Source organism: Streptococcus suis (assembly GCF_016743335.1).
Taxonomy (GTDB): Bacteria; Bacillota; Bacilli; order Lactobacillales; family Streptococcaceae; genus Streptococcus; species Streptococcus suis_Y.
In genome coordinates, this window is sequence record NZ_WCJE01000005.1 from 13,740 (window position 1) to 36,139 (window position 22,400).

Annotated in this window: 16 protein-coding genes; 5 read left to right on the top strand and 11 right to left on the bottom strand. The window is 36.4% G+C overall.

The window, feature by feature from the left end:
* Positions 1 to 102: 102 nt before the first annotated feature.
* Complete coding sequence (locus tag F9856_RS02675; protein WP_202105643.1) at positions 103 to 1,122, bottom strand: helix-turn-helix domain-containing protein; 1,020 nt, start codon at positions 1,120 to 1,122, stop codon at positions 103 to 105.
* Between the two features lie 156 nt (positions 1,123 to 1,278).
* Here F9856_RS02675 and F9856_RS02680 point away from each other — a divergent pair, with 156 nt between their 5' ends.
* From F9856_RS02680 to F9856_RS02695, 4 genes are all read left to right on the top strand, one after another.
* A complete protein-coding gene (locus tag F9856_RS02680) occupies positions 1,279 to 2,964 on the top strand; it encodes a glycoside hydrolase family 3 protein (protein ID WP_202105644.1) in 1,686 nt (561 codons plus the stop codon).
* Positions 2,965 to 2,993: 29 nt separating this feature from the next.
* Positions 2,994 to 5,795 (top strand): alpha-L-rhamnosidase, encoded by a 2,802-nt coding sequence (locus F9856_RS02685; RefSeq protein ID WP_202105645.1) that lies wholly within the window; start codon positions 2,994 to 2,996, stop codon positions 5,793 to 5,795.
* 92 nt (positions 5,796 to 5,887) lie between these two features.
* Positions 5,888 to 6,550 (top strand): beta-phosphoglucomutase, encoded by a 663-nt coding sequence (gene pgmB, locus F9856_RS02690; RefSeq protein ID WP_202105646.1) that lies wholly within the window; start codon positions 5,888 to 5,890, stop codon positions 6,548 to 6,550.
* Positions 6,551 to 6,552: 2 nt separating this feature from the next.
* A complete protein-coding gene (locus F9856_RS02695) occupies positions 6,553 to 8,097 on the top strand; it encodes a glycoside hydrolase family 43 protein (RefSeq protein ID WP_202105647.1) in 1,545 nt (514 codons plus the stop codon).
* A gap of 136 nt (positions 8,098 to 8,233) precedes the next feature.
* Here the strand turns inward: F9856_RS02695 and F9856_RS02700 are convergent, their stop codons facing one another.
* The 5 genes from F9856_RS02700 to F9856_RS02720 all read right to left on the bottom strand — a co-directional run bounded on the left by F9856_RS02700 (position 8,234) and on the right by F9856_RS02720 (position 15,489).
* Positions 8,234 to 9,385 carry an iron-containing alcohol dehydrogenase gene (locus F9856_RS02700; protein WP_202105648.1) on the bottom strand — a complete coding sequence of 384 codons (1,152 nt, stop codon included), beginning with the start codon at positions 9,383 to 9,385 and terminating at the stop codon, positions 8,234 to 8,236.
* 153 nt (positions 9,386 to 9,538) lie between these two features.
* Complete coding sequence (locus F9856_RS02705) at positions 9,539 to 9,739, bottom strand: alpha/beta hydrolase (protein ID WP_202105649.1); 201 nt, start codon at positions 9,737 to 9,739, stop codon at positions 9,539 to 9,541.
* Between the two features lie 315 nt (positions 9,740 to 10,054).
* Positions 10,055 to 12,580, bottom strand: a complete 2,526-nt coding sequence (locus F9856_RS02710; RefSeq protein ID WP_202105650.1) for a glycoside hydrolase family 2 — start codon at positions 12,578 to 12,580, stop codon at positions 10,055 to 10,057.
* A gap of 156 nt (positions 12,581 to 12,736) precedes the next feature.
* The gene (locus F9856_RS02715) at positions 12,737 to 14,098 is read right to left on the bottom strand and encodes a PTS transporter subunit EIIC (protein WP_105137911.1); all 1,362 of its coding nucleotides are present in this window, start codon (positions 14,096 to 14,098) and stop codon (positions 12,737 to 12,739) included.
* Positions 14,099 to 14,109: 11 nt separating this feature from the next.
* Positions 14,110 to 15,489 (bottom strand): DUF4038 domain-containing protein, encoded by a 1,380-nt coding sequence (locus F9856_RS02720; protein ID WP_236659527.1) that lies wholly within the window; start codon positions 15,487 to 15,489, stop codon positions 14,110 to 14,112.
* 118 nt (positions 15,490 to 15,607) lie between these two features.
* Between F9856_RS02720 and F9856_RS02725 the strand changes: the two genes are divergently transcribed.
* The gene (locus tag F9856_RS02725; protein ID WP_202105651.1) at positions 15,608 to 16,606 is read left to right on the top strand and encodes an AraC family transcriptional regulator; all 999 of its coding nucleotides are present in this window, start codon (positions 15,608 to 15,610) and stop codon (positions 16,604 to 16,606) included.
* Between the two features lie 124 nt (positions 16,607 to 16,730).
* Here the strand turns inward: F9856_RS02725 and F9856_RS02730 are convergent, their stop codons facing one another.
* From F9856_RS02730 to F9856_RS02750, 5 genes are read right to left on the bottom strand one after another with little or no spacing between them, the layout of a single operon-like run.
* Positions 16,731 to 17,639, bottom strand: a complete 909-nt coding sequence (locus F9856_RS02730) for an alpha/beta hydrolase (protein ID WP_105137914.1) — start codon at positions 17,637 to 17,639, stop codon at positions 16,731 to 16,733.
* Positions 17,640 to 17,665: 26 nt separating this feature from the next.
* Entirely contained in the window at positions 17,666 to 19,153 is a 1,488-nt protein-coding gene (locus F9856_RS02735) for an FGGY-family carbohydrate kinase (RefSeq protein WP_202105652.1), read from the bottom strand.
* Positions 19,119 to 20,555 carry an L-fucose/L-arabinose isomerase family protein gene (locus tag F9856_RS02740; RefSeq protein WP_202105653.1) on the bottom strand — a complete coding sequence of 479 codons (1,437 nt, stop codon included), beginning with the start codon at positions 20,553 to 20,555 and terminating at the stop codon, positions 19,119 to 19,121. The genes F9856_RS02735 and F9856_RS02740 overlap by 35 nt, the downstream gene beginning before the upstream one ends.
* 13 nt (positions 20,556 to 20,568) lie before the next feature.
* On the bottom strand, positions 20,569 to 21,507 hold the full coding sequence (locus tag F9856_RS02745; RefSeq protein ID WP_202105654.1) for a transketolase family protein: 939 nt from the start codon (positions 21,505 to 21,507) through the stop codon (positions 20,569 to 20,571).
* A complete protein-coding gene (locus F9856_RS02750; protein WP_202105655.1) occupies positions 21,485 to 22,330 on the bottom strand; it encodes a transketolase in 846 nt (281 codons plus the stop codon). Before F9856_RS02750 ends, F9856_RS02745 begins: the two co-directional genes overlap by 23 nt.
* Positions 22,331 to 22,400: the final 70 nt, after the last annotated feature.

Consider the following 22,400-nt stretch of genomic DNA (forward strand, 5'->3'; position numbering starts at 1 on the left):
ATCAATTGGAAAAACTTAAACTATATTCTATTTCATGAAATCTTATGTTCATTTCATAGATAACTGTTTACCATATGAAAGGTTGTACCACATCTTTTTTAACTAACTATCAACTTTTGTTTTGTTAATACTTTGCTTTTCTTGACGATACTCTGCTGGTGAAGTTCCCATTATTTTCTTGAAAATTCGATAAAAGTAGGAAGGGTTTTCATATCCAATTTGATAAGAAATTTTTTCAATTGGTGCTTCTGTATACAAAAGATAGTCAGCAGCTACATTCACTCGTTGTAAATGAACAAGCTTTATAAAGGATTTCCCTGTATGCTTCTTTAAGTAAGTTGACAAATAACTTGGATTAAAACCAAAGTGTATTCCCATTTCCTCTAAAGTAATGGAGGCATAATGTTGTTCAATATATTGAAGAAATGACAAAAGTTCTAATCCATGTTGTCTATTCGAGGTCATATTGTCTGTACTTTTTGCTGCCAATCTTAATAATTTTGCAAATAAAACTAATAATTCATGACGAATGATTTGGCTCGAATGTATATCATTTTTTTCATAATACTCATAGATAATATTTGCAACAGTAATCATCACCCCATCAGAATCTTTTGAGTGAAAAACTGTATAATATCCTCGATCTTGCTTATCAGAAAGAAAAAATAAAATATCAGTTAAATAGCCCCCAGACTCACTTCTTCTCAGATATTCTAAATCACTATTTGAAAATGCAGTCTTTTTTAAAGCAATATTCAAGACAAACGTATCATCATCTATCTCTCGATTTTTATGAATTAATTGTGGTCCCGCAACGAAAATATCCCCTCTAGTCAAATGAAGATGTCCAGATTCAAGTTCAATAATCATCTTACCCTCGAGAACTACTATAATTTCAACATAATTATGAAAGTGATAGGGTACAAATGACTTTATTGGGTTCACTGACAAAGCCACCGGCTGAATATTCATTTCTAACTTATCATCCAAATTCATAAAAAATTCATAAACCGGCTCCCCATTAATACTTGTGACGGGAATAGGTTTAAAGTTTTCAACAATATCTTCCCAATTTCGTTGAAAAATATGTTTTTTTAATATTTCTAGTATTGCGCTATCCATAATTCCCTCCTAATTTTTCTATTATACAATTTTATATTAAATCGTCAAGATAGAATCTATGAAATGAACATATAAAGGATATCTTTCCACCATTGTTTATAAATAGAGATATGCTAAACTTTACTTATCCAATTTCATTTATTTATGGAGGTATTTATGATAGATTTATCCAAGCAACCTTATAATCTAAAACCAGAACAAGTTGCATTTGTCAAACAAACGGTAGCCAATCTGTCAATAGAAGAAAAAATTGGCCAGCTCTTCTTTGTCATCGGTCAGGACAATAATTTACAAGAGTTTATAAATAAATATAAACCTGGTGGTATGATGTATAGACCTGGTCGTGCTGAGGATATTAAACAACAAATTTTAGATATACAAAGAATCTCTAAAATCCCACTTTTCTTTGCAGCTAACTTAGAATCTGGAGGAAATGGAATAATTAGTGAAGGAACTTGGATTGGAAATCCACTTCAAATAGCAGCAACGAATGATACAGAAGCTGCTTATCAACTTGGAAAAGTTGCAAGTTATGAAGCCAACCAAGTGGGGTGCAATATGAGTTTTTCCCCTATTGTTGACATTGACTATAATTTTAAAAATCCTATTACTAATACTCGTACATTTGGTTCTGACCCGTATCGAGTTCTAAAAATGGCCCAGGAACAAGCCAAGGGTTTATCTGAAAACAAAGTTATCCCAGTCATCAAACACTTTCCTGGAGATGGTGTAGACGATCGTGATCAACACCTTCTCTCAACAATCAATAGCCTTTCAGCAGAAGATTGGTCAAATTCCTATGGAAAAATATACAACGCCATGATTGATGATGGAATACCAAGTATTATGATTGGTCACATTTACCAACCAGCTTGGGAAAGAAAAATAAATCCCGAAATATCAGATACCGACCTACGTCCTGCATCTGCATCAAAACTCCTAATTGATGGCCTATTACGTAAAGAATTAGGGTTCAACGGTTTAGCAATTACAGATGCTACTGCCATGGTCGGATATAATGTGATACTTCCGCGTCAGGAGCTACTTCCAGAGACCATAAATGCAGGTATTGATATGATTCTTTTCAATAAGAATATTGATGAAGATTACGAAGCTATTGCAAGGGCAGTGCAGACTGGAATTATTTCTCAAGAGAGGTTGGATGAAGCTGTCACTCGAATAATTGCTACAAAAGTTTCCCAAAATCTGTTGACATTAGAAAATTCCCTGGGTATCGCTATTCCAGACAGACTTGAATTAAAAACAGATGAACATGGTGTAATAACTGCTAATATCGCAAAAAAATCTATTACACTAGTCAAAGATAGAGAGGGACTTCTTCCACTTTCGCCTGTCAAGACTCCTCGTATTCGACTAGTAGTTCTCGGAGATTCTGACGAAGGTGGATTTAAGGAAGGAGGAAAAGTCGGCAACCTGTTTGAAGCTGGATTGAAAAAACTTGGATTTGAAGTAACACTATTTCAAATGGATTTTCATGAAATTTTCCAAGAAGGCATTGAAGATTTAGAATCTAAGTTTGACTTAGCTTTTTATGTCGCAAATATTGAAACAGCATCTAACCAAACAACAACTCGATTAAATTGGATTCAATTGATGGCCGCAAATGCGCCTTGGTTTGCAAAAAGTATTCCAACTGTCTTCGTTTCAACCGCTAACCCTTATCATCTGTACGATGTTCCCTTCCTATCTACATTTATAAATGCTTATACTGGCAATCCTGAAACAGTTAGTGCCGTTTTGAAAAAAATAAGCGGACAGGAAGTATTTGAAGGTATTAGCCCAGTAGACCCATTTTGTGGGGATTTCGTAGCCAAACTGTAAAGTAATCCAATAATTATTTAGAGGTAAACATGAATATTACATCAATAACAATTAATCACATGGAACAACCAATTGGCTTTGAACTTAAAAGCTTACGTGTAAATTTCAAAGTAAAAGCTGATACATATGAAAAAGTCGAAAAACAGATTCGTATTACAACTTCTGGGAAGACAGTCTATGAAACTGACTATATTTTGTTTGACGACAATACTTTTGACATTGATATAGAACTAGCTCCTCGCACACGCTATGAAGTGACCGTTACCCTCAAATCAGCAACTGAAACCGTTTCTGCAGACACTTTCTTTGAAACAGGAAAAATGAAAGAACCTTTTAAAGCGAAATGGATTGCAAACCTAAATAAAGACATTCAGAACACACTTTTCCGATCTACTATTAAAATTGGAAAGCCCGTTAAGAATGCTCGCCTTTACATGACTGCACTGGGTGTTTATGAGACTTATATCAATGGCAAAAAAGTTGGAAATGAATTCTTGGCACCTGGTCAAACTGCCTATGATCAATGGGTACAAATTCAAACTTATGATATTACTGAATATCTAAACTTAGGGCTTCATGAACTCCTCATCTCAACTGCTGACGGCTGGTTTAAGGGAGCCTATGGATTTATCGAGGGTATGGACTGTATTTATGGCGATCATCACAGGGCTTTAGCAGAGTACCACATAGAATATGAAGATGGAACGACTGACCTCATCGTGACGGATGAAAATTGGGAAACAACTGCAGGGCAAGTGACCAAGTCTTCACTCTACTATGGAGAAGACCGTGATGACACCTTCGAAATTACTGATTGGGAACCTGTTAGCATCGTTGAAGGTAACTTCAGAGTACTGACTGATCGCCTTAGTTTACCACTCCTAGTTAAAGAAACTTTAGATGTTGTTGAAGTTCTCAATACACCTGCTGGTGAGACAGTATTAGACTTTGGACAAAATCACGCAGGCATTTTCCGATTTTATAACAGAACACCAAAAGGTACTAAAATCTATCTCCAGGTCGGGGAAATTTTACAAGAAGATAATTTTTACAATGGAAATCTACGTTCTGCACGCGCTGGTTTCGAGTATATTTCAGACGGTGTTGAGAAATGGGTCCAACCAAAATTTACATATTATGGCTATCGATATTTGAAAGTAGAGGGGATTGAGAATATCAGCCAGGACGACTTTAAAGCGGATGTTATATATTCTGACATGAGAACAACAGGGCAGATAGAAACAAATAATCCCAAAGTAAATCGTCTCTTCCAAAACGTCATTTGGGGACAAAAAAGTAACTTCTTTGATGTTCCAACTGATTGCCCACAACGTGATGAACGCCTTGGCTGGTCAGGAGATGCTAATGTTTTCTCAAATACAGCTCTTTTCAATATGGATGTTTATCCCTTCTACCGCAAATACCTACGAGATTTGTCAATTGAACAACAATTAAACGATGGACGCGCACCAATGTACGCTCCATCATTCAGAAATCCTGATGGAGGTGGAGCTATTTGGGGCGATGCAGTGACCTTTATCCCCTGGAACTGCTATCAGGCAACTGGCGATGCCAGTCTTCTACTAGAGCACTATGATGATATGAAAGCTTGGGTGAATTGGATTAGTAGCAATACCCAAACGCCAAATCTTTGGACCGACTGTTTTCAATTCGGAGATTGGCTAGCTCTCGATGGTGAAAATCCGGCTATGCCAACCGGTAAAACAGATGAAGACTTCATTGCCTCCATCTACTACCACTACTCGTCTTACATTATTGCTGAAACCGCTAAACTCTTAGGTAATACCACTGACGCTGAAATATATAGTCAATTATCTGATAGGATCCTAACAGCTATCCGTGATGAGTACATATCTAAAAATGGTAAGTTGACAATTGATACACAAACAGCTTACGCACTTGCCTTACAATTTAACCTCGTGCCAGAAGACCAACGTGATCGTGTAACCAACGACCTAGTGTCTCGTCTTCATAAGGACGATGACCATCTCAAAACAGGTTTTGTTGGTACACCTTATATCAATCAAGTTCTTTCTAAATTTGGACATCACAAGTTGGCAAGTAAGATCTTCTTGCATGAAGACCTCCCTAGTTGGCTCTACGCTGTCAACTTAGGTGCTACAACTGTGTGGGAACGTTGGAATTCTGTCGAACCTGCCGGTAGCATGAATCCTGAAGGCATGAATTCTCTTAATCACTATTCAATCGGGGCTATCATGGAATGGGGTTACAAATATGTTGTGGGTATCCGAAATCCAAAAGCTGGCTATAAAGAATTTGACTTCTCGCCAGAATTTGACTATCGCCTAGATAAGATAGAATCTTACTTTGATTCTCCATATGGGAAAATTTCTGTAAACTACCAAATAGAATGTGATGAAAATCATACTATAAAGATACATCTTACTGTTCCATTTGGAAGCACTGCCCATGTTCATCTTCCACGTTCGGAGCAGACAAATGTTTCTGTAAATGGAAATAACTATAACAATGGCCATTTTGAGCTATCTGGCGGAAACTATACTATCAGCTACATCCCTAGCCACGATTACATCGAACGATATAATAAAGATACAAGCGTTTCTGAAATTATGTCTGATCCTTTATTAGTCGAGAAGATAGACGAAATTGACACCGAGAATCCAATTTTAACCTTCTTTAAAAATGATCCTGATGCCGTACAAGGCGGCCTAGGAAAAATGTCATTGGCTAAAGTAAATAGCATCTTGCCATTTATTACAATTTCGGATGAAAACCTCAAAAAAGTCGAAGATATCTTAATGAATACCATTGTTATCACTCAACGTTAGACGAAAGAAAATTAGCTCTCACATTTCGAGTAAGGGACTGAAAATTGCAATCCGTAATCTTTAGTCCTAATCTCCTTTAGAAAGGGAATCTTATGTTTAAAGGTGCATTATTTGATCTAGATGGTGTTATTGCTGACACAGCAGCTTTTCACTTTTCAGCTTGGAAAAATCTTATTAGAAAATATTTTCAAACGGAACTTCCAGATAAGCTCGAGGAGAAAACTAAGGGAGTCAGTCGTGAAGACTCGCTTAAAATCATATTGGATTACTTAGACATTACTGTTTCGGCTGATTGTTTTAATGAGCTATGTATTGAAAAAAATCAAGCTTATATTGAAGCACTGGATGTCCTAAATTCCGAAAATATTCTACCTGGTATTTTAGAATTGATTACTAAACTTCGTTCAAGCGGTATCAAGCTAGCCTTGGCTTCTGCATCAAAAAACGGACCAATCATCCTTGAAAAACTTGGACTATCAGATGCTTTTGATGTCATTGCCGACCCGGCAAAAGTGACCAAAGGAAAACCGGCACCTGACATTTTCCTTGTCGCTGCTGCGGGACTCGGACTCTCTCCTTCTGACTGTATCGGCTTTGAAGATTCAGTTGCGGGTGTAACAGCTATCAATGCTGCTGGTATTTACTCCGTCGCAATCGGTGGCAAAGAATTAGATCACGCTAATTTACGATTCCGTACTACAGCGTGCATTAATCTACCTGAAATTATTTCAAATTGGGAAAGACAAGGAGAATAAAAATGGTTGTTACATCCTACAAAAATCCAATCCTACGTGGTATGTATCCTGATCCTTCTATTGTACGCGTAGGAGATACATTTTATATGGTAAATTCCACTTTTGAATACTTTCCTGGTATTGCACTTTCTACATCCAAAGACTTATTAAACTGGACAAAATTACCTGGAATTATTCAAAACAAAAATCAAGCAGATTTAAGTCAATCAAAATCCAACGAAGGTATATTCGCAGTTTGTATTCGCTATTATAAAGAGCAATTTTATGTCATCACAACCAACTTTGCGGAATTCAAGAACTTTATTATCAAAGGAAGATTGAGTCCTGACGGCCAGGAAATCATATGGGAAGACAAGCGTATTGAAGTCAATATCTATGGGATAGATCCAGATTTATTCTTTGAAAATGATAGAACTTATGTCCAATTTACCGGATTTATTAATGATAAGGGAACAAAAGCTATTCAACAAGTTGAAATTGATATTGAGTGCGGAACTATTCTTAAGGGACCAAAAATAATAAGTCAAGGTACGGGAGGAAGAGATATTGAAGGGCCTCATATCATCAAATACAAAAATTGGTACTATCTTTTAGCTGCCGAAGGTGGAACTGGACAAGGTCACATGATTACAATGTTTCGAAGTAAATCTCTTTGGGGACCTTTTGAAGGTGCTCCGAAAAATCCAATATTTACTAATAGGGATCGAGCAAATGAACCGCTACAAAATATCGGACACGCAGATTTATTTCAAGATCAAAATGAAAACTGGTGGCTTGTCTGCCTAGGAACTAGACCAGCAACTATTAACCATATTCAAATTACATCAATAGGTCGTGAAACTTTGCTTTACCCAGTTGACTGGTCTAGTGAGTGGCCTATAATCTATAATGGAATCCCCTCTGAAACCGTGGACTTACAAGACTTTCCATACCACGCTAAGATACTTTCACCCCAGAAACTAACTCCATTTATTGACACTTTTACTTCAAATACTCTCCATCCAGAATGGACTACTCTCCGTAACAGTATAAATAACCGTCTTACACACTCCTCGGGTCAACTTACTCTAATAGGATCTGAGACTCAACTTTCCGATATTGGTACACCAAGTTTTATTGGTTTACGCCAAACGGAACCCCAGGAATTACTTTCACTAGAGGTAAATACACAGAAGACTACGTTAAATAAGGGGATTTTTGGAATCGCTGTAACCATCACTTCCTCCCATTATGGAGCTCTCCTTATTGAAAAAGCAGATATAGGCTACAATGTTTATAAATTCATAAAGGTTTTAGATATTTCTAAAAAAGATTTAGTAGGTACAATCACTGATTTACCAGAGATAGTAATGTTAGAACATGGATCAACTTTTAAGCGATTTACTGCAAAAACGAGAAATGAAAGCGTCACTTTTGATATTCATGCTCAACATTTTTCAAATGAGGCTACCGCCACATTGAATACAGGAAATCTTGCTGGATTGTATGTATTAAATGACGCAATTGTATGTCTAGCAAGAGTCTGCAGGACTAGCTTGACAAATTAACGTTTATGAAAAAAATTTACAAAATTCTAAGAAAAATACCTTTTCATAGTAAATTCATTCTTTTAAAAATAAAAAAACTACTTACAATTCTAGTTTTGAAACTGAATTGTAAGTAGTTTTTTGACTTCATTACTTTCTAAAACAACTCTTTATAGAAAGCGATGGTTTCTTCCAAAGTTGGCATGAATGGATTTCCTGGTGCACATGCATCAATCAAGGCGTTCTTAGACAGGTATTCAAAGTCAAAGTCTTCTTCCTTGATTTCCAACTCTGTCAATTTTTTCGGAATACCGACTTTGGCGGACAATTCTTCAATTTGTGCGATGGCGTAGTCTGCACATTCCTCATTAGACTTGCCTGCAATATCAAGTCCTAACGCTTTTGCGACATCACGGAAGGCTGCTGGTACGCGTTTAGCGTTTTCACGTTCAATGATTGGCAAAATCATCGCACAACAGACACCATGTGGTAGGTCATAAACAGCTCCCAACTGATGAGCCATAGAGTGCACATAACCTAGACCAGCATTATTGAAACTCATACCGCCAAGGAATATAGCATGAACCATAGCCTCACGCGCTTCGATATCCTGACCATTCTCAACCGCTCGTGGCAGATATTCCTTGATCAGCTCGATTGCGCCCATAGACAACTTCTTAGTCACACCGTAAGCACCTGGAGTTACCAAGGCCTCAATAGCGTGGGTCAGAGCATCCATACCCGTTGCCGCCGTTAAAGCTGCTGGCTTGGATAACATCAGTTCAGGGTCGTTGACAGACATCACAGCTAGACTGTTTTTGTCCACCATCACCATTTTGACCTTGCGTTCTTCGTCTGTAATCACATAGTTAATGGTAATCTCAGCTGAGGTACCTGCTGTTGTGTTAATAGCAACGACTGGCAGCCCTTTTCTCTCTGACTTATGAAGCCCTTCGTAGTCTTGAGGTTTGCCACCGTTTGTCGCCATAATGGAAATACAGCTTGCCGCATCCTGAGGAGAGCCACCACCAACTGAGATGATGAAATCACAGTCATTTTCCTGCAGAACAGCTAGTCCGTCGTAAACATTTTTACAAGTTGGGTTGGGATCCACATGGCTAAAGACCACATAGTCCACACCTACTTCATCAAGTGGCTTGGTCACTTTTGGTAGAATGTCACTTGTCAGCAGAAATTCATCCGTCACAAGCAGAGCCTTTTTGTAGCCCAATTCTTTGACATAGCCACCAATTTCGTTGACACAACCGCGACCAATCAAGTTGACCGCTGGGACGTAAAATGTTGCCATAGACAACCTCCTTGTATTTGTGAATTTATAAACAAATTATATGATAAAAGTATCGTTTTAGATAGAACAATTCTATACCATTTTTGTAACAAATATACAGATAGTTCTCAAATACTTTAGATGTTGAGAATTGAATACAAATCTAACTAAAAATTATTTCGTGAAAAAATGCTCAATTGCTGGAATGGAAACTTGATTGAAGTTATTGTCAATCCATTGTACCCTGCCCTCTACAGTCACAAAATACGATGATGGAATCAATTGATTGGCCTCAACAGCATATTGATAAGGCACCACCTCGTCATGGGTTTCTTGCACAATCAGAGCAAGGGAGGAACCTTTCTTATTTAACAATCAATATCATTACTAGGTGCATCGTTTAGATAAACCGTACCAAGTTGAGCGTTTTTATGTGTGAACCCTGTAGGAAAATGATTCGTTGAAGGGACACAAAAATTTGCATAGTTTTCCTTGACATCATCAAACAAAACAGAGACAGAAAGAATCAAAACAAGATTTTTAACTAAAAACTTAACTACATAAACTCTCTCAAAAAAGTAAAACAGGTATCTCTGTTTCATTTAAAGACTATCTGTTTCCCTTATTTATGCTGTATTCTACAAAATATATTGTTTTGCTAGCTTACATGTACTAAACAATTATTTCAAATTATTTATACAGTAATTTCACTTCTCCTGTAAGTCCAAACGGTTCAACCAGTAAATACTGATTTAATCCCCCTCGAAATTGCGTTCCTAGTGTATTCGTCACTTCAATTCGTATTGAATTTTCACCAGTTCTCAACCAATCTTTAATCTCATAAATATACGGTGGAGCTATACGCACTCCGATGGATTTGCCATTAATAAATACCTCGGCTACCTCATAAGCACAGCCAAGATCAATTCCAAATACGGTTTCAAAATCCGATATTTCTATGGAAGTTTCATAGGCTACAGTACCAGAAACTCTATCAAAACCTTCCATAGTATTTAATGGTCTTATTACTGAAGACTCGTCAATATCAACAAAATGTGTCGTACTACCTGCTTTAAAGTAACTCATTTTCCAGTCAGAATGTATGACCTCAGTCTTTTGAATGTCTACCTCAGGGTTAGCATCTCGTTCTTCTCCAAATATCCAAATAATGGTTTCAAATGGTTTTAATTTTAAGGTATTTGAAGTGACTTGATAGTATTTATCCATATAAGCATCATATGCCACTGGGTTCCTATGTTCATTTACAAAATGAATATGCGTATCTACTACTTTATGTAAACTTTCATTGAAAAACATCCAATAATCTAACCCATCTTTTTGATAGTGGTAATAGACCAAATCCTTACATGGATTACTTAATTTGATTTCCGCACTTTTTTCTACTGCTGTAGCTAAATCATCCAGCGTAACTATACGACCTGGAATAGAATGATTCGTACTTTCTATTCTTCCATCTATGAAAACAAGATCAATCCCTTGAGTTTCTAATTTTTTAAATGTCTTTAAAATTTCGTTAGGAATATAGTCTGTATAAGGAATCACTATTGTTTTAAATTCCTGATGATTAATAACAAGATTTCCTCCACTCACCTCTGCTAACTTCAACAAATCATAAGGAACAATTTCAAAGTCGAGTTGGGCTTGAGTCAGTATACGTGCAGGCACTTCTACTGGCATGTAATTTCTTGAAGCCCACTCAAATTCTGCTGGATAAAATAAAGCAATGTTTGACTTATGATTTCCACCACTAAATAGTGACATCAAGCGGTTCATATAATTGGTCAAATATGACATATACGGAAACTGCGGATTATTACCATGTGCATAAAAATGGGGTGGACAATCAAAATCTGGATAAGCTTTTGGACTAAAGGCATGGGGAACAATATAGTTAATACCGCGAACAATTAAATGATCTGCAATCCATTTCATTGTTTTTAATCCTTCGTTCCAACCATAGGCCCCAAAAGCTTCACACATAGCACGACCTTTTTTATGTGGATACAATTGAGAAGCAGATGCCCCTAATTTAGCAAGAGCATAGTGATAAAATTGACCATCACTTCCACCTGTCTGATAAGCATCATGATGATATGGCATGCCAGGAACAATTTGACCACCAATCACATCAATTCCTGAATAATGCTGTGCCTCTTGTCCACGGAAAAAATGGCCAGCCCCATAGCCTAGTCTTGCATGAGCTCCATTATCTTCGATATTATGACCTAAATAATCCACTCCGTGTTCTTGACACCAATCAGCAAGTACTTTCACAAAATTTTCATTATAGGCAAGTGTCACTTTATTCATAAATTCATATCGAACTTCTCTCTCTTTGCCATCGATATCCGATACCCAAAGCAACGGAAGAGAGGTATTTGGAAAATCGAGTATATTTTCAAAATCTTTTTTCCAAGGCAAGACCATATCTGTTTTACCAATCCATGCCTCCGTACCTTTCATATTACCAAAGCGCGGTTCATCCGAGAAGAACCCTGTAATTGTTGAACCAAAAAATTCACCAACATGCTCATAGTGTTTTTCATACACTTCACTCACTAATACTTGCGTTGCTTCAGCTTGTAGTGGATTTAGATAATCTTTAGTTGCCTCTTCTCCACCTTCATGGGTTGAAAAAACAACAAAAACAGACCAATCACCAACTGGAATATCTAAGTAAATCGTGTCGTTTTTAAACTGATGACTTACATCTATCAAAGTATCTGCAATGATTGGATCCCCATCTACTGTCGTTGAGATTTCTCTCTGAGCTAGATATACACCGAGAATATCAATCATTTCAGTTTGTCCTACTTCCCACGGACGTCCTTTTAATTGACTGGCATCAATTCTAGCACCTTCAAATGGCCCTACAATATCATACCGTCTCATTGTCAGGTATTGTTTTTTCAATTCAGGATAAGATTCTTTTATTTTTCCATTTGCAAAACCTGTTGGAAAATGTGAATCGTCTAGTATCCAAACTTTCATGTCACGCTTTTGACATTCTCGCAATATGATGTGTACATCTTTCCACCATTTTTCACCAACAAAATCTGGATGCGGACGAGATTCAATGCAGAGTGCTTTCATACCTGAATTATAAATTTTTTCAACATATTCTACTAGAATATCTTCTTCCTCACCATGTTGCCAGAAAAAGGGAAAAAGATGATTTTCTACCACTTGATTCATAAAAATACCTCCAAAAACATACAATAGATAAAATCCTACCAATATTAGGTAAAGGTAGGATTTTTAAATAATTTATTCGATAATTAATCAAATATTGGAATGAATTTATCACAATATAGACTTATTTTAAAATAGTATAGTTTGTACAACCATAAATTACTCAGCTTTTTTTCCTGGTCCAAAGACAATACTTAAGATTAATGGAACGAAAAAGGCAATAATTGTAGCAAAAATATATGAATATAAGCTAGATAAATTACCATCCGGTGAAACGAAGAACGGATATGAGAGAAGTCCGGCACCACCAAAACCATATATCAATGCTCCATTAAAGCCTTGTACCGCTCCGGCTAAGCCACCACCAATGAACGCATAAATAAATTGTCGACGATATGGTAGAGCCACACTATAAATGATTGGTTCAGTAATCCCTACCAAACCTGTAACTCCAGTTGAAAATCCAGTAGCTTTTTCTTTTTGATTTTTCGATTTTAATGCAAATCCAATTGCAGAACCTGCAAGAGCAAAGACGGTTACTTGGAAGACTGCATTAATAGGATCTTGACCCAGACTGGTGATATTATTAATAAGAACTGGAATAAATGCGTAGTGAAGACCAAATATAACAACAATTTGCCAGAATGCACCACCAATAATGCCAAATAATAGAGGGCTAAAACCATAAATCGCCATTACAATTGATGCAAGTCCGTTTGAAACCCACGTCATAACGGGACCTAGCACTAAAAAGGCTAGTGGAGCTGTGATCAGAACAGTCAGAAGAGGCGCAAACATCATTCGAATAGATTCATGAAGTTTCGGTTTAACAAAATTTTCAATTTTTGCTGCCACATATGATGCAATCATTGCAGGAAAGAGCGATTGAGTATAATTGACCAACACAATAGGAATTCCAAAGAAAGTCATCGCAGTTCCTTCGCTATACGCAGTTACAACATCAGGGAACACTAATCCTGCACCAAGCATTGCACCAATAAACGGATTTCCTCCATAGACCTTACTTGCGTTATAACCAACCCAGATAGGCAAATAGTAGAAGAACGCTTGAGAAACAGAATACCATATTTGATATGCCCCATCTGTCTCTTTTAACCAACCGGCAACAACTGCAATTGTGAGCAACCCTTTGATAATACCCGCAGCACCCATAACACCAAATGTAGGTGTCATAATTCCAACGATAGATTTAAAGAATCTATTAAATAAGTTGCCTTCTACTTTTTCACTACTTGTTTCCTCGTCGGTTGTTGGTAACCCGATTTGTTTCATAAAAGTTTCATATACATCAGGAACATTTAAACCAATGATAATCTGGTACTGACCGCCTGAAAACACTGAACCAGCAACTTTTTCGATAGTATCAACTTTATTCTTATCCACCAAGGACTCATCTTTGAGTACCAAACGTAAACGAGTTGCACAATGTGTAGCTCGTGATATATTTTCCTTTCCACCAACAGCAGAAAGAATTTCTTGAGACATTAATTCATACGTCATTTTTCTTCTCCTTATTTTTTTATAATTAAGACTGCATCTTTCATAAAATGATGCATATTGACGACTGTTTTATTGAACTGTTCAATATATATAGCGGAAACAATTTCTTGTTTATGATCATCTAAGCTAATATATAACATATCTTTCGAAGACAAATCCCCCTTTAATTGTAATTTAATATTAGAAGGTACATAGATAATCCATTCTGTCTCTGTCTCTGCAGCACGAATTTCCTTAACAGCTTGGTAACAATTTGGGATTGAATTTAATCCCTGTTGAAAAACACTTGAGTTCTCATTAAGACCATTTTGAATAATCGTTTGATTGGGAACTAGTTGTTCAAAATGATGCTTTTCCATGAACGATTTTAAATAACCATAATCTGACGCACCTTTGAATGTCAAAGCCTGATGCCAATCATATGGTGTTTCAAATGACTCTCCAATTGATGAATCAAACTCCATACGTTCGTCATGCCAAGACCAAATTCCATGAGCACCATAGGTTATTCCAGCCTGAGCTCCAGATAAGATACTTTGCCATGCCACTTTCCGTACATCTTCTCGTGAAAAACGACCATAAGCATTTCGACTAAAGCCCATCATTTCATAACATGGTTCTGAATTCAAAACTGGTTTCTTAGGCTCTTTATTAGCAAAGTATTCTCCCAACTCGTAGCACATAGATGGATAGAGCTGGTTGTGACCAGACTGGTACATATAGAAATCCAGATTCGGATTCTCTTCTAATTGTTTCGGTAAATCCTTTTCTCTACCGCGTATATGTAAAGTTGTCAAAGCGTTTGGAGATAATAATTTCACTGTATTTAAACAAATTGAATAGTACTCATTAATAACTTCCTCTGTCTGAAAGTCCGTATCTCCGCTAATGATATATATAGGATTATATTGATCAAATCGATTAACTACCATTCGTGTATAAGCTTCAACTTCTTCTTTTGGGAATAAGCCAACTTGTCTAATCTTTAGATCACTTGCCCAAGTATTTGGTAAATAATTACACCATAATAATACTAAAGCAATTACTATTCCCTTATCTCTAGCTGTAGCAACCATTCGTTCCGCTCGATCAAAATATTCTTGATTAGGTTGGCTAAAATCAAATTCACCATTTTCATTTACATGAAAAGGCAAATAGTTTAAATTGGTCGTACTGGAATCCCATTGCCAAAGCATATTTACCTGAATGACATTAAATCCTTGCATTCTACGTGTATCCAGATAGTATTCCCAGGCTTCTTCACTGATATTGGTAAAAGCGCTCCAACAGGTATCGGCTAAATAGAACCAAGGCTTATTGTCTTTTATAAAGTTTTTTTTAGTTTCGGAAATTTCTAACATTTTAACCCTTTCACGATATTTTAGTAACATTTTTTTATCACGACAAATTCAAGTCTGGTTACTTTTACACTTGTAATTATAGCGCTTTCATATTATAATTTAAATATCAATAATTTATACTATTTATAACATTTTTTTGGATTATATTATGAACGAAACTAAACTAAAAAATTATTTATATACCTTGACAAAATCCGAGGAACTCTATCTAAAAAAAATATATTTTGATTATTCGAATGCTAACAAAACAATACAACGAGATAAAGATATTGTTTATCAATTTTCGTTAAAGGAAGTTATTGAAAGTCAAAATGGAGGGCAGTTTTTCATTCGGAAACAGAGTAGATTCGCGCCTGTACCTACACATATAACGGATGCGATTGAACTAAACTATGTTTATCATGGTAATAGTACACACTATATAAATGGACAAAAAATTATTCTGCAAGAAGGTGACTTAATTTTGATTGATACAAATACTACTCATGCAGTTGAAAGTCCAAACTATGAGGATATTATTATCAGTATAAATATCAATCCCGATTATTTCAAAGACCATTTTCTCAACCAACTCAGCAGCTCGTCCCCATTAGTTAAATTTCTTTATCACGCTATCTCAGATAGCCAAAATACCAATCAATACCTCTTATATCGCCAACAATCCTCTCCACAACTTCACCTTCTTTTTCAACAACTGCTAATGGAGGAAGTTGAACCGAAACTCTTAAGCCTCCAAGTAAAAAATCATTACTTTCAGTTAATCCTTTTAGAATTAATAAGATCGTTTTCGGTTGAAGTAAACGGAACTAGTGACGATAGCCATAAACTTCAACTTCTATTAAATGTACTGGAATATATAAATCAAGAATATGCTTCAATTACCTTAGAGTCTTGCGCAAACGCCTTCGGTTATAATACAAGTTATTTTAGTCATCTAATAAAAACGATTTCTGGACAGAATTTCAAAAAATTACTACAAAAAAAGCGGCTTGAGGTCAGTCGTGAACTATTGACAATATCAACTAAATCAATACAGGAAATTGCTCATGAAGTGGGATATTCAAATCTCACCCAATATTACAGTGATTTTAAGAAAGCCTTTCACATGACCCCTGCATCATATAGAAAAAACTCAGAGCTAGATTGAAAGGTCAATCTAGCTCTGAGTTTTACACAATGAAAATCAAGATTCCTCTCAGAAATGAGACCCATTTTAAACTGAAGCTGATCAATTCGAGTTGTCAACAGATTGCATTGATTTTTACATAGTATTAATTTTCAATTGGATGATAAAAACCTCCATTTCGTGTTTTAAACGGAACGATCCATTCGAGAAATAAATCAATCCATTTATAGACTTGTGCATTCATATTACTAGCCTTTGTTCCCGTACGCAAATCTCCAAGAACTAAACCATGTTTCCCTTTATCAAATAAATGCAATTCATAAGGTATCCCTGCTTTTTCTAATTCAAGGCTGAATTCCAACGCACCTATTGAGGGAGTCAAAACATCTTCTCTTGTGTGCCAAATAAATGTTGGTGGCGTCAAAGATGAAACATTATTTATTAAATTTAACTCTTTTATAGTAGCTTCGCTTGGATTAACATCTCCTGTCGCAGCATAAATAACATTGTCTATGGATGTAGAATTTGCTGTTTTAGGTTTCAAATCATAAGCAGCATATGCCAGAAGCAAATGAGTTGGCCTGTAAAGACTTCTATCTTTCCCAACTAACTTTTCTAACCATTCTTCATGCCATCTCGTACCTAATAATCCTGCCACATTCCCACCAGCTGAAAATCCTCCTACAATAATATAATCCGTATCAACAGCAAATTGCTCTGAATTTTCTCTTAAAAAAGCTACTGCCTCAGCTAAACTGACAAGCGGATTCGGAAACATACTTACTGGCTTAACGGGAAGTTTTTCACTATCACTTACTGACATAACTTCCCTACCTTCTGTTGCATAATGTACCACTACAACATGAAATCCTTCAGCCAAAAACCTTAAGGCTACTGATTCATCTTCACGAAAAGATGTCCAAAGATAAGCACCACCAGGACAAATAACAATTGTTGGATATTTTCGTGCGCTATCAATTTCTTCATTAGCCTCTTGAAAATAGTATTTTGCATAAGAACCATCAATGCTCAATTTTTTTTCAAAATAGTTCATACCCTCACCTCATTCATACTCACTTGTTATAAAAAATATGAAACGGCTCTTTCCCAGCCTGCAATCTTATCTAAACGTTTGTTTTTAAATTCAGTTTCTGGAAACACTGTTTTCTTTTGAATTGAATCCAAAATATCACAACCGTAACATCCCGAAGCAATCCCTGCCATATAAGCAACACCTGTACAGGAAGCCTCCTCAACTTCTGAGATATCAATTTCTGCGTTTGCCAAATTACTTTGAAATTGCATTAGATAATTATTTCGAGTTGGACCGCCATCGACACTTATATTTTTTAATTCAAGACTTGAAACTGACTTCATAGCAGAGATAACAGCATTGATTTGATAAGCAATACTTTCTAACCCTGCACGAACCAATTCGCATTTTCCAGTTGTTCGGGTCATTCCGACAAAGGAAGCCTTTATATCATCTCTAAAATAGGGAGCTCCAATACCAGTAAATGCTGGAATTAAATAGGTTTGATCCTGAAAATTTGCTTTAGCAACCATAGATTCTATTTCATTTACATCAGAGAAAAATTCCAATTGATCCTTCATCCAACTTATTACAGCACCAGCATAATGAACATTTCCCTCAAGAACATAATGGCAAACTCCTTCCGAAGCCCATCCAACAGAAACAGCTAAGTTTTCAGGCATAATTGAAACAGTGCGACCGATATTCATCATAATCGACGAACCTGTACCATAAGTTGCTTTAACGGAACCTGGTTCAAAACCTTTATGAGCAAACAAAGCTGCATGAGAATCCCCCATAACAGCATGAATGGCTATAGGAGCTGGCAATATTCCTTCAAAATCTGTATAACCAAATAAACTATCCGAATGTTGAATTTCTGGCAAGTTGGTTCTTGCGATACCAAATAAGTTTAATAATTCGCCATCCCAATCCAGTGTCTCCAATGACATCAGTTGAGTTCTACTTGCATTAGAAACATCTGTCTTATAAGATCTCCCATTCGTTAATTTATAGACCAACCAAGTATCAATAGTCCCCAAAAGTAAAGCGCCTTTCTCGCCTTGATAACGATTCAAAAACCAAGTAAATTTTGCTGCAGAAAAATATGGTGATAATGGCAATCCAGTTTTTCTCTTTACCAACGAAGCAACTGACATATTCATACTATCAGTAATTTCTTTAGCACGATTACATTGCCATACTATCGCGTTTTCGGCAGGCAAAGCAGTTTCTTTATTCCATGCAAGAGCCGTTTCTCGCTGATTTGTAATACCAACTGAGGCGATGAGAGAGGTATCAATTCCATTAATAACTTCTCTCACTAAAGAAATGACATTTTGATAAATTTCTTCCGGATCATGTGATACCCAACCTAATTCATTAATCATTTGCTCATGACTTTTATATAACTTTTTAACGATTTTGCCATTCGCATCATATAATATCACTTTTGTCCCTTGCGTACTCTGATCTATACCTATCACGTACACCATAATTCTATCCTTTGTTTGGTCTGAAATAACTTGCTTCATCTCCTGCAAGATACGCCTTTACTTCCTCTTCAATAGGATCATAAAAATCTGCCTTTATTCCAATGTATTTACATGCTTCATACAATATTGGAACAAGATCGTCTTGCACACCTGCCACATGATGGATATACGGACCATAGACCAATTTTGATTCCAATCGGTTAAGGTTTTCAAATTCAACATAGAAATATGTCCCTTGGTTGTATGGTCCATCAATACCTTTGGCATTTCCCATCAATAACGAATACTCTCCATTATCTCCATCAAAACGACAGAAAGTATATTCTGTCTTTTTAGCTCTGAACCAAACAGATCCTGGATAATTAAATACAAAGTGGCTTGGTGCCAAAATTGGTTTCGTATCTGCAGTTTGATACGCAAATACACCAAGGTGCTGTAACAACTCTCCATTAGGATTTTCTGGATGACGACAATTAACGTCTGCAAAAACAGCGCGTTTTTCACCTAGAGAGGCAGCTTCAATCAACAACTCTGAAATGACACCATGAACATCCGTTTCACAAACAAATGGAATTCCTTCTTCTTGAAGAAGAGACAATGAAGCGTAAGGTAATATGCCAATTTCATCTTGAAGTGCTGTCCAACATTGAATTACCCCAGAATTACAACCATACTTATGACACAGTTCTTCAAGTGCTACTTTTAGAGCAGCAACCATATTTAATTCTTCAGTTTTAATCTGAACTTCTGTATTCTCATAAAACCACCTTTCACACGCTAAAATTTTATCAACTTCTTCATTTTTTACACGATGAATTTCCTCCACTAATTCATGAATTGGGACTGGAGATATTTGAATGCCAAATTTCTCTAACAGTTCACCCTCATTACAAATAACAGTCCAGAAATCGAATGGTCTCGGACCCACTTGCAAGATACGAGTGTTACGAAACGTTTTGACTACATTGCACACTTTTACAAAATCTTTAACCCCACGTTCAAAAACTGGATCATCAAGTTCTGAATTTTTAATATAAGTAAAAGGTACTTTGAAACGACGTAATACTTTACCTATTGCAAATAACCCACATTGGCTATCCCTTAAACGAGATCCGTCTTCTGCTGGAGTTTCATCTTTCGGCCCCCATAGCAAAACCGGTACATCCAGTTTTTTTGCCAATCTTGCAACAGCATATTCAGTTCCAAAGTTTTCATTTGCAATAAATAAACCATCAATTTTTGCTGCTCTAAATTTTTCAGCTGCACGCTCAACACTCTCATCATCGTAGATAAGTCCATCAGCATTGATGTCTAGAATATCTACATAATTTATTCCCCAAGATTGCAATTTTTCACGAGTATAATTTGCATATTCTATTGCTGCATCTGCACTAAATAAATTCCGACGAGTTGGTGCAAAACCAAGTGTAATATTATCCATTGTTTCCTCCAATTTACTTTGATAAGAGTTTATTTATTTCATTTTTAATACCATCTGCTGTAATTCCATAGTAGGCAAATACTTCTTGTATAACCCCTGTAACAACATTTTCATCAGGGATACCCATTATTTTCAAGCGGCCTCCTTCCTCTGCAACAACTGATGCTACCGCAGAGCCTAGTCCCCCATTAATACTATGTTCTTCTACTGAAACAATACCTTTTGTCTCCCTCACAGCTTTACGCACTGCCTCACTATCAAATGGTTTTAAACTTGTAAAATTTAAGACACGGACCGAAACTCCATCCATTTTCAAAGCATTAGCAGCATCCATCGCAACTCGAACAGTCTCCCCTACAGCAGCTATGGTTATATCAGTTCCTTCAACCATGACGGAGGCTTTTCCTATTTCAAATTGAACATTTTCTTCTGTAAAACAATCCTCAACTGGATTTCTTCCCAATCGTACATAAGCAGGTTTGTCAGAATGAACTAGGTATTCAAAAACAGCTTTTGTTTCATGTCTATCAGCAGGAATCAATACTTCTAAATTTGGAATTGCACGAGTTACCGCAATATCTTGAAGCGAGTGATGACTAGCGCCAAGTGCTCCGTAACTAACTCCACCACTGATACCAACTAATTTCACATTTTTATTTGAATATGCTACATCAACTTTTACTTGCTCAATACTACGCATACTCAAAAAACATGCTGGAGATGCAACAAATGGGTGTTTTCCATTTAAAGCTAGGCCCGCTGAAATTCCAACGAGGTTTTGTTCAGCAATTCCCGTTTCTATCATTCTTTCAGGAAAAGCTTTGAAAAAATCTACTAAAGATGCTGAACCTCTAGAATCGCTTGTAAGCACCACCAAATCTTTATCATGTTTAGCTGCTTCAATCAGAGTTTTGCACATCACTGCACGATTAGCGATTGTATTTACTACCATTATAATCCTCCAATTTTTTATCTAAATCAGCAATAGCTCGTTCATACTCCTCAGTTGTTAACACATGGTGATGCCAATTCGCCTTTCCTTCTGCCTCAGCTACGCCTTTCCCTTTCAAGGTATTTGCAATAATCACAGTTGGTTTTTCAGAAACAGGTTTACAAGAAAGTGCATTTAGTAGCTGTTCCATATTATTTCCGTCCTTCACATCAATGACATTCCAGCCAAAAGACTCCCACTTTTGATGAAGCGAATCTAAATGCATGACATCTTCTGTTGAACCAGTAATTTGTAGTTTATTCCGATCAATAATTGCAATCAGATTATCCAGTTTATAATGTGCTGCAGCCATAGCTCCTTCCCATACGGAACCTTCTGCTAATTCACCATCTCCCATTAACACATAGGTCTTGTACATTTTCTTATCAATTTTTGCGGCGAGTGCAGACCCAACTGCTATCGGCAGTCCGTGACCTAAAGATCCTGTATTCATCTCCACTCCCGGAACCTTGTTATTAGGATGCCCAAGCAAACGTGACTGAAAACGTGAAAATGAATTTAGTTCTTCTTTTGGAAAAAAAACTTTATCAGCTAGAATTGCCCAAAGGACCTCGACAGCATGTCCTTTACTTTGGATGTAGCGATCTCGATTGTCATCTTTGGGCTTTTTAGAATCTACTCTCAAAACATGATAATATAGTGCAACCAAGATATCTGTACAAGATAAGTCAGATCCAGTATGACCCGTTCCAGCTTCATAAATCAATTTCAGAAAATCTTTTCTTATTTCTAAAGATTTTCTTTCTAAACTCATTAAATCCATAATTGCTCCTAGTTTAGTTTTATTTTAGTAAAGAATGCGCTTTCTTTATATTTAGTTTACTATTTTTAGC